The organism is Larkinella harenae (genome assembly GCF_054780515.1).
Genome location: NZ_BAAGWE010000002.1, coordinates 1,292,990 through 1,306,199 on the forward strand (window position 1 = coordinate 1,292,990; position 13,210 = coordinate 1,306,199).

Annotated in this window: 14 protein-coding genes; 5 read left to right on the top strand and 9 right to left on the bottom strand. The window is 50.6% G+C overall.

Features of this window, described 5'->3' with window-relative positions; translation table 11 throughout:
- Positions 1 to 5: 5 nt before the first annotated feature.
- From gldD to ACYVH9_RS16385, 9 genes are all read right to left on the bottom strand, one after another.
- Positions 6 to 587, bottom strand: a complete 582-nt coding sequence (gene gldD / locus ACYVH9_RS16345; RefSeq protein WP_460637437.1) for a gliding motility lipoprotein GldD — start codon at positions 585 to 587, stop codon at positions 6 to 8.
- Positions 588 to 700: 113 nt separating this feature from the next.
- Positions 701 to 991 (bottom strand): hypothetical protein, encoded by a 291-nt coding sequence (locus ACYVH9_RS16350; protein WP_460637438.1) that lies wholly within the window; start codon positions 989 to 991, stop codon positions 701 to 703.
- A gap of 113 nt (positions 992 to 1,104) precedes the next feature.
- Complete coding sequence (locus ACYVH9_RS16355; RefSeq protein WP_460637439.1) at positions 1,105 to 1,884, bottom strand: TIGR00266 family protein; 780 nt, start codon at positions 1,882 to 1,884, stop codon at positions 1,105 to 1,107.
- A 49-nt stretch (positions 1,885 to 1,933) separates the two neighbouring features.
- Entirely contained in the window at positions 1,934 to 2,173 is a 240-nt protein-coding gene (locus ACYVH9_RS16360) for a hypothetical protein (protein ID WP_460637440.1), read from the bottom strand.
- A 93-nt stretch (positions 2,174 to 2,266) separates the two neighbouring features.
- Entirely contained in the window at positions 2,267 to 3,802 is a 1,536-nt protein-coding gene (gene gltX, locus ACYVH9_RS16365; RefSeq protein WP_460637441.1) for a glutamate--tRNA ligase, read from the bottom strand.
- A gap of 86 nt (positions 3,803 to 3,888) precedes the next feature.
- The gene (locus tag ACYVH9_RS16370) at positions 3,889 to 4,260 is read right to left on the bottom strand and encodes a Rid family detoxifying hydrolase (protein WP_460637442.1); all 372 of its coding nucleotides are present in this window, start codon (positions 4,258 to 4,260) and stop codon (positions 3,889 to 3,891) included.
- Between the two features lie 146 nt (positions 4,261 to 4,406).
- Positions 4,407 to 6,248, bottom strand: a complete 1,842-nt coding sequence (gene glmS / locus ACYVH9_RS16375) for a glutamine--fructose-6-phosphate transaminase (isomerizing) (protein WP_460637443.1) — start codon at positions 6,246 to 6,248, stop codon at positions 4,407 to 4,409.
- Between the two features lie 206 nt (positions 6,249 to 6,454).
- Complete coding sequence (locus ACYVH9_RS16380; RefSeq protein ID WP_460637444.1) at positions 6,455 to 7,801, bottom strand: DUF4270 family protein; 1,347 nt, start codon at positions 7,799 to 7,801, stop codon at positions 6,455 to 6,457.
- A 22-nt stretch (positions 7,802 to 7,823) separates the two neighbouring features.
- Entirely contained in the window at positions 7,824 to 8,633 is an 810-nt protein-coding gene (locus ACYVH9_RS16385) for a glycogen/starch synthase (RefSeq protein ID WP_460637445.1), read from the bottom strand.
- A 200-nt stretch (positions 8,634 to 8,833) separates the two neighbouring features.
- Between ACYVH9_RS16385 and panC the strand changes: the two genes are divergently transcribed.
- From panC to ACYVH9_RS16410, 5 genes are all read left to right on the top strand, one after another.
- Entirely contained in the window at positions 8,834 to 9,676 is an 843-nt protein-coding gene (gene panC / locus ACYVH9_RS16390; protein ID WP_460637446.1) for a pantoate--beta-alanine ligase, read from the top strand.
- Positions 9,677 to 9,789: 113 nt separating this feature from the next.
- On the top strand, positions 9,790 to 10,137 hold the full coding sequence (panD, locus tag ACYVH9_RS16395) for an aspartate 1-decarboxylase (RefSeq protein WP_460637447.1): 348 nt from the start codon (positions 9,790 to 9,792) through the stop codon (positions 10,135 to 10,137).
- A 97-nt stretch (positions 10,138 to 10,234) separates the two neighbouring features.
- Complete coding sequence (locus ACYVH9_RS16400) at positions 10,235 to 11,272, top strand: lysylphosphatidylglycerol synthase transmembrane domain-containing protein (RefSeq protein WP_460637448.1); 1,038 nt, start codon at positions 10,235 to 10,237, stop codon at positions 11,270 to 11,272.
- A 44-nt stretch (positions 11,273 to 11,316) separates the two neighbouring features.
- Complete coding sequence (gene rfaE2 / locus ACYVH9_RS16405) at positions 11,317 to 11,796, top strand: D-glycero-beta-D-manno-heptose 1-phosphate adenylyltransferase (protein WP_460637449.1); 480 nt, start codon at positions 11,317 to 11,319, stop codon at positions 11,794 to 11,796.
- A gap of 154 nt (positions 11,797 to 11,950) precedes the next feature.
- Positions 11,951 to 12,637, top strand: a complete 687-nt coding sequence (locus ACYVH9_RS16410) for a zinc metallopeptidase (protein ID WP_460637450.1) — start codon at positions 11,951 to 11,953, stop codon at positions 12,635 to 12,637.
- Positions 12,638 to 13,210: the final 573 nt, after the last annotated feature.

Consider the following 13,210-nt stretch of genomic DNA (forward strand, 5'->3'; position numbering starts at 1 on the left):
GGGATTTACTTCCAGCGCAACGTTTTGAGCAAATGCAGCACGTCTTTGCGGACGTAATCGATCACCGGTGCCAGCGAATCGTTACGGGTTGCCGTGTTGAAATACAACGCTCCACGCAGGAAGTGCGTGGTGGTATCGGTCGTGAAAAACTGCAACTGGCTGGGTACCTCGCCGGTAATCGACAGGACATCGGCTTTCAGACCACTGGGAAGCTGAACGACCTCCTCCTTAAAAGCGTAGGCTTTTTCGTTGTGCATGGCCGCCAGCTTGTACGAGTCGGCAATCATACCCGCTAGTCGCTTTTCGCTGTTTTGCACGGGGTGATAGGTCAACTGAACACTGGCTTTGAAGGCCGGATAATTGATAAAGATCCAGTGCGGCTGCGCCCCCCGGAAGGTGTCCGGCAAAATCCGGGCTTCTCTGGAATACTCAAACGCATACGGATGCGCTTCGGTCAGCGGCTGGTAACGATGTGGAGGCAGGTCGATGCGGTTGTAACCCTTAGGCTTGGGAACATAGTTGTCAGCATTGCGACTCCCGCAGGCAGCCAGCAAAACCGTCAGCAAAACGAAAAGAGAGATTCTCACGGAAGAAAGCGAAGTTACTACCAGTAGGTAACGAAGAAGCCCGGCAATTTCGTGCCGGGCGTATCTTACAACACTTGTAAAGTGTTCAGAATCGTGCAGGTATGACCGGTTTTTTACGAATTGATCATTTCCAGTTCTTCCTGCCGGACAGGCTGCCCCAGCAAGGTCCGGAAGCGGTTTATGTTGAAAGTTGGTTCGAACCAGACCTCACCCAGTACCGGATGCTTCACTGGTACATCGGGATTCTGAATTTCGCCCAGCAGCACGCCCGTTTCCCCGTTCGTGTGACGTTTCACCATCCGAACCGTATACATCTGATCTTCCTTAGGGATCTGAACGCCAAATTCGGCATAAAATGCCAGTACCGGCGCTGGAAAGTTGTCGTTTACGCAAATAATTTCCATACTAATAACGTCTTTCTTGAACTTGGATTCCGCAAGTTAACGGATTGACTAAGACAAGCTAAAGCCCGCTCCGGCGGCCCAGTTTAATCCGCGGATTCCAAGTTCAAGACAATTTAATCCTCAAATAAATTCCCCAGACCGCCCAGTACAGAACCGCCTTCTTTACGAGCCTGCGGACTGCTGGTCGATAAGCGGTCAACCAGTTTGGAGATCGGCATCGACTGAATCCAGACTTTGCCCGTTCCACGCAACGTAGCCAGGAAAAGACCTTCTCCGCCAAAAATCATGGATTTCAAACCGCCGGAACGCTGAATATCAAAGCTGATCGATGGCTCAAAACCAACCACGCAGCCTGTATCGACCCGGAGCATTTCGTTGTTCAACTGGCGCTCCATCACCACGCCCCCGGCATGAATGAAGGCCAGTCCGTCGCCCTGAAGCTTTTGAAGAATGAAGCCTTCGCCCCCAAACAGACCACTGCCGATCCGCTGGTTAAAATGAACGGCCATTTGCGTACCGAGAGCCGCGCACAGAAACGAATCCTTCTGAACGATCAGTTGATTGCCGTAAATTTTGCCTAAATCGATGGGCATCACCGTGCCGGGATAAGGAGCTGCAAAAGCCACTTTCCGTTTACCATAGCCTCGATTGGTAAAATGCGTCATAAACAACGATTCGCCGGTCAGCATCCGTGAACCGGCCTGAAACAGTTTTCCCATAAAACCCTGGTTGGGCTGAGAACCGTCGCCCATTTTGGTTTCAAACTGAATCCCGTCTTCCATGAACAACATGGCACCGGCTTCGGCAATAACTGTTTCGTTCGGGTCCAGTTCGATTTCAACGACCTGAATATCTTCGCCGATGATTTTGTAATCGATTTCGTGAGAACGCATGCAATGTGTGATTTTAGGCTAACTAATAACGTAGTATTTCAAATCGACTCTATTCTTCTTCGTCGCTATACTCGTCTTCTTCGCCGGTCTCCCCCTCTTTCAAATCTTTACGGTTCCGAAGCTTCTTGTCATCAACGGTTTTGTTCAGAAACGCATTGATTTTATCAATATCGTAGCTGGTTGTGATTTCACCGAACGTGTTGATTTTGATATCAAAACCTTCCAGCTCTTTATGAACCCGCGGTTTGTCACTCGACTGATCCTCCGGTTTTGCGTTTTTCTTTGCCATTACTTTTTCAGTTATGAGTTAAGAATTAGGAATGAAGAGTTAGCTCCGCAACTCGGTATCGATTCAGCAGCGCCAACTCTTCACTCATACCTTCTAACTCTTAATTTCCAACTCTGTTAATGCTTTCTGCAGCCGGTCAATGGTTTCCTGCCTGCCGATAATTTCCAGGGTCATCATCAGGTCTGGGCCAGCCCCAACACCGGTAATCGCCAGCCGAAGTACCTGCATGATTTTTCCCTGTTTGATGCCTATTGCGGACAGACTCTCCGCCAGCGTTGCTTTCGCTCCCTCAACCGTCAACGGTTCTTCTACCGAAGTTAAAGCATCTTTAAATGCGGTCAAAGCCCGAACAGCATCGTCGTTCCATTTGGATGAGGCAACGGCCGGATCGTAACTTTGGGGTGCCTGAAAGAACGTTCCTGCCTCGGCGTAAATCTCCCCGGCAAAGTTGACGCGTTCTTTGAGCAAACCGGCAATTTTGGCGGCTTTTTCCGGGGAGCAGTCCAAACCGTCGGCGGTAGCCTGGGCAACAATCGTTTCAGCCAGTTGCTCATTGGGCTGCTGCCGCAGGTATTCGTGGTTAAACCACTTCGCTTTCTGAATATCGAACCGCGCACCCGCTTTGTTGATTTGTTCCAGACTGAACGCCTGAATCAGTTCGTCCATCGTAAACATTTCCTGCTCCGTACCGGGGTTCCAGCCCAGAAACGCCAGAAAGTTCACCAGGGCTTCGGGCAAATAACCGTCTTCGCGAAAACCACGCGCGACGGTTTCTGAAAACGGATCTTTCCATTCGAGCGGAAAAACCGGAAACCCGCCCAGATCGGCGTCACGCTTGCTCAGTTTGCCGTTTCCATCGGGCTTCAGCAGCAACGGCAGGTGCGCAAATTGCGGCATGGTGCTTTCCCAACCCAGAAACCGGTAGAGCAACACGTGCAACGGTGCCGATGGCAACCACTCTTCGCCCCGGATAACGTGGGTAATGCCCATCAAATGGTCATCCACGATATTGGCCAGGTGATACGTCGGCATACCGTCTGATTTCAGCAGTACCTTATCATCAATTTGCGACGAATGGACCACTACCCAGCCCCGAATCAGGTCGTTCAGCCGAATGTCTTCCTTGCGCGGCACTTTCAGCCGAATAACGTACGGTGCACCCGACTCGATCAGGGCCGTCACCTCCTCGGGCTTCAGCGTCAGGGAGTTTTTCATCTGAAGCCGGGTAATTGAATTATACTGCGCCGACGGTGCATTGGCCTCTTCCATTCGTTTCCGCATGGCATCCAATTCGTCGGATGTGTCAAAAGCGTAGTAGGCTTTGCCTTCGGCGACCAGCCGCTCGGCGTGTTCACGGTAAATGTCCTTGCGTTCTGATTGACGATACGGTGCGTGGGGGCCGCCCGTCGTTATCCCTTCATCAATTTCAATTCCAACCCATTTCAGTGATTCCACAATGTACGCTTCGGCACCGGGCACAAAACGGTTCTGGTCTGTATCCTCAATGCGGAGCAGCATTTTTCCGCCGTGTTTCCGGGCGAACAGGTAGTTATACAAAGCCGTCCGCACCCCACCAATGTGGAGCGGGCCGGTAGGACTGGGAGCAAAACGAACGCGTATTTCGGACATAAAATAGAAAAGAGGTAGAAAGAAAAAGAGGTAAAAGAAAAAGCGATACCCAATCACTCGTCCTTTTTCCTCTTATCCCGGTAAACTTATTGAACGGCAATCACTGAAATTTCGACGTTTACGTCTTTCGGCAGACGCGCTACTTCGACGGTTTCGCGGGCGGGCGGATCAGCGGTAAAAAAGCTGCCGTACACCTCATTGATAGCCCCGAAATTATTGAGATCCTTCACAAAAATAGTAGCTTTTACAACGTTTTCGAACGTCATCCCGGCCACCTTCAGGATCGCGCCAATGTTTTCCATCACTTTGCGGGCTTCGGCCTGAATATCGCCGGATGACGCCACATCAAGGGCAATCTGGCCAGAAACATACAGCGTTTCGTTTACCATCACTGCCTGATTGTAGGGTCCGATGGGTGCTGGAGCGTCGGGGGAAAATATGATTTTTTTAGTTGCCATACGAAAGAGGATTTTGTGCAAATCGCGCTGCAAGTTAGCAATCAAAACCGTCGTATGACAAATAAAAACCGCAGACCCGCAAGGTTTTGAAAACGGGGATGCCTAGTCCCTTTGCGTCTTTGCTGACGTGTTCGAAAAACACCGGATTACTCCACCGTCACCGATTTGGCCAGATTGCGCGGCTGGTCGACGTTCCGGCCCCGCATCACGGCAATGTAGTACGACAGCAATTGCAACGGAATCACCGAAATCAGCGGCATCAGCATGTCGTGTACTTTCGGAATTTCAATCACAAAGTCAACCATGCTCCGAATCTGCTCGTCGCCTTCCGTCACAACGGCAATTACACGGCCTTTTCGGGCCTTCACCTCCTGAATATTGGAAACCACTTTTTCGTACGAGCTGTCTTTTGTGGCAATTACCACCACCGGCATATCTTCATCGATGAGTGCAATCGGCCCGTGTTTCATCTCGGCGGCCGGGTAGCCCTCGGCGTGGATGTACGAGATTTCTTTCAGTTTTAAGGCCCCTTCCAGCGCAACCGGAAAGTTAAGCCCCCGGCCCAAATAAATAAAATTCTTGGCGTACGTGAAGATGTAGGCGATTTCTTTTACTTTTTCGGCCTTTTGCAACACCTGATCCACCAGCGTGGGAATGTGCTCCAGTTCGGTCAGCAGTTGCCGGAAAAGCGTTTCCGAAAGGGTTCCTTTTTTGTGAGCCGCCGTAATGGCCATGAGCGTCAGCACCGTCACCTGGGCCGTAAATGCCTTGGTGCTGGCCACCCCGATTTCCGGACCGGCGTGGGTGTAAGCCCCCGCGTGTGTAGCCCGGGCGATGGACGAACCAACGACGTTACAGACCCCAAAAATGGTCGCTCCTTTCGATTTTGCCAGCTCAATGGCCGCCAGCGTATCGGCGGTTTCGCCCGATTGCGAAATGGCAATTACAATGTCGCGCTCCTTGATGATTGGGTTACGGTACCGAAATTCGGAGGCATATTCCACCTCGACCGGAATGCGGGCCAATTCTTCAAAAATGTATTCGGCCACCAGCCCGGCGTGCCAGGACGTGCCGCAGCCAACAATGACAATCCGTTCCGATGCCGCCAGCCGCTCGACATAATCCCGCAAACCGCCTAACTGCAGATGCCCATCTTCCGCCCGCACGCGTCCCCGCATGCTGTCGGCAATGGAACGCGGTTGTTCGAAAATTTCTTTCAGCATAAAATGCTCAAAGCCGCCTTTTTCGATGGCTTCCAGTTCCAGTTCCACCTTCTGAATGTACGGCGTTGCGGGGCTATTTTCGAGGGTTATTAATTTCAATTCACCCGCGCGGACAACGGCAATTTCGTGGTCGTTGAGGTACACCACATCTTTGGTATATTCAATGATGGGCGTGGCATCCGACGCAAAAAAGTATTCGTCGTCGCCCACACCAATCACCAGCGGACTGCCTTTTCGGGCCGCAATCAACTGCGTTGGATCTCCTTCCGAAAGAATAACGATGGCGTACGCTCCCACTACCTCCGACAGCGCCTGCCGAACGGCTTCTTCCAGCGAGGAACCGGTCTCTTTTCGGATATCTTCAATGAATTGGATCAACACTTCCGAATCGGTTTCCGAGCGGAAAACATGGCCTTTCCGAATCAGATTCTGCTTGATCGTTGCGTAATTCTCGATAATACCGTTGTGGATGATGGCCAGCTTTCGATCGTGGGAATAGTGGGGGTGCGCATTTACGTCATTCGGTGCCCCATGAGTTGCCCACCGTGTATGACCGATCCCGATCCGGGCCGCTACTTCTTTCCCGGCCAACTCCTGTTCCAGGTCAACGACTTTTCCTTTCTTTTTGTAAATCTTCAGTTCGCCCTCTGCACCGAGCAGCGCAAGCCCTGCACTATCATAGCCCCGGTATTCCAGGCGTTTGAGCCCTTTCAGAATCAACGGAGAAGCATCGCGATGACCAACGTAAGCGACAATTCCACACATAGGCTTTCAATTTAAATGGTGTTGTAGAGATAAGTTTTTAAGTTTTTTTACAAAGCCCAAACCCATTCCTAAATGTTTATCAGAAAAGGGGTTCGTCTCGGGGAAGATACAAATAAAACCATTGATCCTCATGCTGTTCAGCAAAAGCACACAAACAAAAAAGGCCAGCCCTGGATGGGCTGGCCCTGAATTTTGTGGTATAGACGCTACGGGGTATATGTGTAAAATACCACCAGTTTTGCGTTGACCGGAGCATTCAATACGGCTCCGTTCAATTGATTATTGATATACGGCTCCGCCTGGTACGTAAGTTGTCTGGCGTTATTCTCCTGCACGATTACACTTGCTGGAGCCAACGTTGGCAACAGGACCAAACCGTTGTTAGCCTGAAACCCTACCAATATGGCCTGGAGATACGTCGTAACATCAAAAGCGTACGTTTTCAGGCGGCTGCTGTAGCCTACCACCTGCGGGTAATACCACTTGTACGACGTCTGGAAGGTTCCGGTTTTAGTCTGCACCAGGTGAAATAACTGCTGTCCGGTACTGGCTTCGTTTGTGTACAAAATCCGGTTGTTGTTGTCCGTTTGGGCAAGCGCCAGATAGAAAGGTACGTCTCCACCAGGACTACTGCCTTTCACAAACAATTGCAGTTCTGCCCGGTTGATAGCAATCCGACCGGATTTATTTTTCAGATTTTCGATGGTCGGAAACTGAATCTTCGTGGTTAACCCCGTCGCACTCTGAACGAACACTTCTCCATTTGTTGCCGAGCTCGGCAACGGTTTGCCAACAGTCAAACCAGCTAGTTTCGTCGCAGATCGGTCCACCTTAACCTGGTTAAACAATTGCTTTGCCGTCGTTGTGTAGAACTCTTTTAGGGTTGAAACCGTATCTCCGGATTTGTGATAGTACAACTGCATCCGAATGTCTTGAGGAGAAAACCCAAAAACCGTTGTATTATTCGCGCCGGGAACAATAGCTATCCCCTTGAAGAACTGCTGGAAATCCGTATGAGTAATGCCCGCTCCTTTCGATTTTTCAAGGAGTTCACGGCCCAAAGCATCGGGAATGCGAGTGGTTCGTGTACCCCCAGCCGCCGTTGGCGTAATACGTACTTTTCCAAGTGGCTCGGCAGCATAAGCTGCCGAAGAGGTAATGGTATATTTTTTCGTCGAATCCAGATCTTCCGTTAACCGGTGAAAAAAGAGTTCCTGAACTTTCGTCGTATCCCCATACCAATACGAGTAGCCAACACCGGCCCGCAGAGAATCGTAAATAACTTCACCCTCCGTTTTAAATGAGCCACCAAACGGATACAACTGTCCAAAGGTTTTGGCCGTTACTTTGCCAAAAATAGGATCATTGTATTGACCGGCCAGTTGCCGGGCGTTGCGACTGCTCACCACTGAATCCAGCTGAACCGTCGAGGTTTGAATCGTCAGCGTATCGGTATGCAACACCCCGATTTCCGTGTTGGGGGGCAAACCGATGTCTTTCGGCTCTTCACAGGCTACTAATACCGCAACCAGCGAAGCCAGCCCCGCCAGCATGGTAAAACGTACCGGGTTCAAATTAGCCTGCCAAGTCCGTGTAAAGATTGTAGTATTGGTCAGCCACTTCCTGGCCTTCTTCGGTGAGTTCAACTTTTTTGTCGGACAAATCATTCAAAATACTATTTAAACTCTCGCTATAATCTTCGTGGGCTTTCACAACTACGTCGGCGTAGGTACATCCCATGCGAATAAAGCCGTCGAAATCAGCCGATTTCAGGTATTTCAACATATCATCGTCCACATCCATTGCTTTGGCTTTTTCAACCAACCCGTCGTCGAAACGGTACGAAAAGGAGCTGTTATAGACCGAAAACACCGATTTGGTGTCCTTAAACATCGGGTCGTTTTTGTACGTTGTTTTCAGATACAGCGGAATCAACGCCGTCATCCAGTCGTTACAGTGGACAATATCGGGCGACCAACCCAGTTTCTTTACGGTTTCCAGTACGCCTTTGCAGAAGAAAATCGTCCGCTCGTCGTTGTCTTCGTAGAATCGGTCATCCTTGTCAAGAAAAACGTGTTTCCGCTGAAAATAGTCTTCATTGTCAATAAAATAGACTTGAAGTTTCGCATTGGGAATCGAGGCTACCTTGATAATCAGTGGCTTCTCCTCGTCGCCTACCGTAATATTGATACCCGATAAACGGACTACCTCGTGGAGCCGGTTTTTGCGCTCATTAATCAGCCCGAAACGTGGTACCAGAATGCGAATTTCCATCCCTCGCTCCTGCATGGCCTGGGGAAGTTTCCGGACGAAATCGGCCACTTCTGAGGTCTGTAAAAACGGGTTGATTTCACTGGCAACGTAGAGAATCCGAAGTTTGCTCATAACACGATTGGGGGGCTTTAGTGAAATACACCGCCGTAGCGGAATAAATTAAAAATCTGCAAAATTATACATTTTTTTCTGGTATTTCAATAGAAATTTGCCAGAAAAACTCCTGTTTTGTCAATAAAAACCGTCGAAAGCCGTTCCCATAGATTTTCAGGCAACGCTTTCGGATCGGCCTAACGCATCGAAAAAGCAGTATGCAACTTCATACAACCATTGCCAGTATTCGGCAAACACTTGATAATCAACGCAAAGCTGGCAAATCAATCGGTTTTGTTGCCACCATGGGCGCTCTACACGCGGGGCATATGGCCCTGGTCGACGCTAGCAAAGCCGATAACGACCTGACGGTCTGTAGCATTTTTGTTAACCCCACGCAGTTCAACAACCCCGACGACCTCGCCCGCTACCCGCACACCCTGGAAGCCGACTGCCAGCTCCTGGAAGCCGCCGGTTGCGATCTGGTGTTTGCGCCTTCCGTCGACGAAATTTACCCGGCCAGCCCCGTACTAAAACTTAACTTTGGCGAGCTGGAAACCGTGCTGGAGGGCGCCTTCCGTCCGGGCCACTTCAATGGGGTCGGGATTGTGGTTGCCAAGCTGTTTAACATCATTCAGCCCGACCGGGCTTATTTTGGCCAGAAAGACCTGCAACAGGTGGCCGTGGTGAAGCGACTGATGCGGGATCTGGGCTTTCAGCTGGAATTGGTCCGGATGCCGATTGTGCGCGAAGAAGACGGACTAGCGATGTCGTCGCGGAACCGGAATCTGTCGCCCGACGAGCGCCGGGAAGCGCCCGCCCTGTTCCAGGCACTGAATCAGGCCGGACTCATTTTACAAAACGAAGGCTCCATCGAAACTGCTAAGAGGGCCGTTGCAAGCCACTTGCAAAGACACCCGGCGTTCCGGCTTGAGTATTTTGAAGTTGCCAACGCCGACACACTTCAAGCGGTTGAACAGCTCCAGGCACCGGGCGCCACGGCCTTGTGCATTGCCGCTCACCTCGGCAAAACCCGACTTATTGATAACCTCATTCTCTAATCAAACCGGCTGAACTAACTCCTGGCACCCGCTGTTTTTGCGGTGACGGCAACAGATGGGTGGTTTTTCACTATTTTTGGTAGCCCGTTTTGAATCGTGCAGCTTTTATACTTATGTTTCTTACCGTAATGAAATCCAAAATCCACCGGGTCCGGGTGACGCAGGCCGAGCTGAATTATGTCGGCAGCATCACCATCGACGAAGACCTGATGGATGCCGCCGGATTGCTCGAAAATGAGCAGGTTCATATTGTGAACAACAACAACGGCGAACGCCTGATTACCTATGTGATCAAAGGAGAACGCGGCTCCGGCATCATCTGCCTGAACGGAGCAGCCGCCCGGCGCGCCCAGGTCGGCGACATTATCATTATCATCGCGTACGGTATGATGACAACCGAGGAGGCCCGCTCGCACAAACCGCAGGTTGTTTTTCCCGACGGCAATAATCGCCTGGTATAAACGGTTTTGGTGGTTAGCTGATTAACTACCCCTATCTTTAACCAGCTAACCCTTTTCCAACTTCCTTCCGATCCATCCATTTCAACCTGTTGATACTTTGAAAAACATCCTGAAATACGGCATTTCACTCGGTATTGCCGCCCTGCTGCTCTGGTACGTGTTTAAAGACATTGATCGGGCGGCCATGTTCGACGCCTTCAGCAAAGCCGATTACCGCTGGATTGCCGTGTCGGGTTTACTGACCGTAGTGGCTCATTGGAGTCGGGCGTCCCGCTGGGGTCTCCTGCTGGAACCGGTTGTGGGCTACCGGCCCGCGCCCGCGAATACCACCCTGGCGGTGCTGACTGGCTACTTCGCCAACCTCGTCGTTCCCCGGATGGGTGAGGTAACCCGTTGTGGAACGCTCAATCGGCTGGAAGGTGTGCCCGTCAACGTAAGCTTTGGGACCGTGGTGGCCGAACGGATTTTTGATGTGGTGATGCTATTGCTGCTCACCAGCGCGACCTTTCTGATCGAGTTCAACCGGTTGAGTACTTTTCTGGCGGATTTTTTCGCGTCAAAAATCAACACGAACGGTTTGGCCAATAACTCAGGATTGCTCATTCTTCTCGTCGCCTGTCTGCTTGGCTCCGTGGCGATGGCCTGGTTTTTCTTCAACCGATACAAAGATGTACTCCGCCAAAAACCGTTCTACCAACGGATTGAAACGTTCTTAGCCGGTCTGTTCGACGGTTTACTGAGCATCCGTAAACTCAAAAACCCCGGCGGTTTTATTTTCCATACGATTTTGATCTGGACGATGTACTACTTCATGTCGTACGTGCTGTTCTTTGCCATGCCTCAAACCGCTGACCTGGGTTGGCGGGCTGGTCTGACCATCCTCATCATGGGGGCCGTGGGCATGGCCGCTCCCGTGCAGGGTGGAGCCGGAGCGTTCAACATTCTGGTCGGAGCCGCTCTGGCGCTCTACGGGCTAAGCAATCAGGACGGGGCAACGTTGGCCACACTGATGCTGTTTTCCCAGTGGTTCTACGTTGTTTTGCTCGGTGCGCTGAGTTTTCTGATCGTCATGCTCAAAGGTCGCAACGCCCAAACCAATACCGAAGCGCAGCCTGCCATCAAAGCGGAACCTTGATTTGTTCTGAAGGTATAGCGTGATACGAATTGAAAAAGCACCGCATGACCGAATCCAAAATTCTTTCCCGGCAACAAGCCATTGAACAGGCCGCGCAATGGCACACGGACGGAAAACGCCTTGTTTTCACCAACGGCTGTTTCGATATCCTGCACCTGGGTCACATTGATTACCTTGAAAAAGCCCGCCAAACTGGCGACAAACTCATTCTGGGGTTAAACACCGATTCGTCCGTGAGCCGGATCAAGGGACCGTTGCGGCCCGTAGTCAATGAGTACGCCCGCGCCCGGTTGATGGCTTCGCTGGCGTTTGTTGATGCCGTCGTGCTTTTCGATGAGCCCACGCCCCTGGCCCTGATTCAAGCCGTCAAACCGGATGTACTGGTGAAAGGCGACGATTATGCGGTTGCTGACATCGTTGGGGCCGACTTTGTGCTCCACAATGGCGGGCAAGTTCAAACCATTCCGCTCGTGTCAGGTTATTCCACCACAGCCCTGATCGAAAAAATCCGGGCCGCTTATTAAATGACCAATACCCCAAAACCGTGATCAGCGGTTGCAGGTATTGATAAACAATGAACTGTTTTTTTTACAATATTTGTTTATCAAATAGAGTATTCCACATTCGTGTTTAACCATCAACCTTAATTGCGCCGGTAACCCCGGTCTTTCTTACATTATGCCTGGTATTTGGATTATTTTCATCATTTTCGCACTCCTCAGCGCCGGTGTCAGCTGGCGGTTGAGAAGCAAGTTTAACGAGTATTCGCAAATTGGACTGAGCAACGGTCTGAGCGGTAAGGAAATTGCCGAACGGATGCTCCAAGAAAACAACATCTATGACGTTCGCGTCCTGTCAGTTGAAGGAATGCTGACCGACCACTATAACCCGCAGGATAAAACCGTTAACCTGAGTGCCGATGTCTACTACGGTCGAAGCGTCGCGGCTGCGGCTGTTGCGGCCCACGAATGCGGCCACGCCGTGCAACACGCAACGGCTTATGGCCCGCTCAAGTTTCGCTCGGCGATGGTACCGTTCCTGACGATTTCATCGAGCTATTTGCAATGGATTATTTTGATTGGTATTCTGCTGATCAACACCACAATTATTCCATTGGCCGTTGGTGTAGCCCTGTTTGCGGTAACCACTTTGTTCAGCTTCGTGACGCTGCCCGTCGAGTTCGACGCCAGCCGTCGGGCGCTGGCTTGGGTCCAAAATCGGAATATTGTTAACCAACGCGAATATGGCTTTGCTAAAGATGCCCTCTGGTGGGCTGCCATGACGTACGTAGTGGCGGCCCTTGGTTCGCTGGCCACCCTGCTCTACTACGCCAGTCTGCTGATGGGCGGTCGTCGGAGCGACTAAGATAATTTTCTATTGCCCTCAAAAGGCGCTGTAACGGACTGTTGCAGCGCCTTTTGTTTTACCGTTTGTAAATAAAAAAGCCTGCCGGGAATCCCTGCGGGCTTTCTGTACTATTGCGAGATGTAATAAAATCAAACAAGCTGATTGATTGCGCTGTAATAAGTGCGCAAAAACTATTTATAGTCGCTAAACTATTTATTAATAATTGTATATACAAACCAAAATTTAAATTTATCTGAAAATGCTTTGAGTAGAAGAAGTTCGTCTGTTGTTAGTAAGGCGAGTAGTTGCTTCTGCACCGCCCTTCCTCAGCAGACTTATCTACTGATGAATGAGTCAATTACGTCGCAGGGCGGCAGTCCTTTGCTGTCTGATTAAGTCATCCGTTTTATACGAATTCAAACAGTTCGGTTAGTTGATTAGTTGTTAAGATAATGAGCTCTTACTGGTGATTTATCACTCGGAACGCAGGAGCCACTATCACACACAAGAACGACCTGTATCGCGCTCCCGGCGCATTTATTTTACAGGCACCTATCAATATTACCCCAGAAAGAAGGGTAAAACCGACTG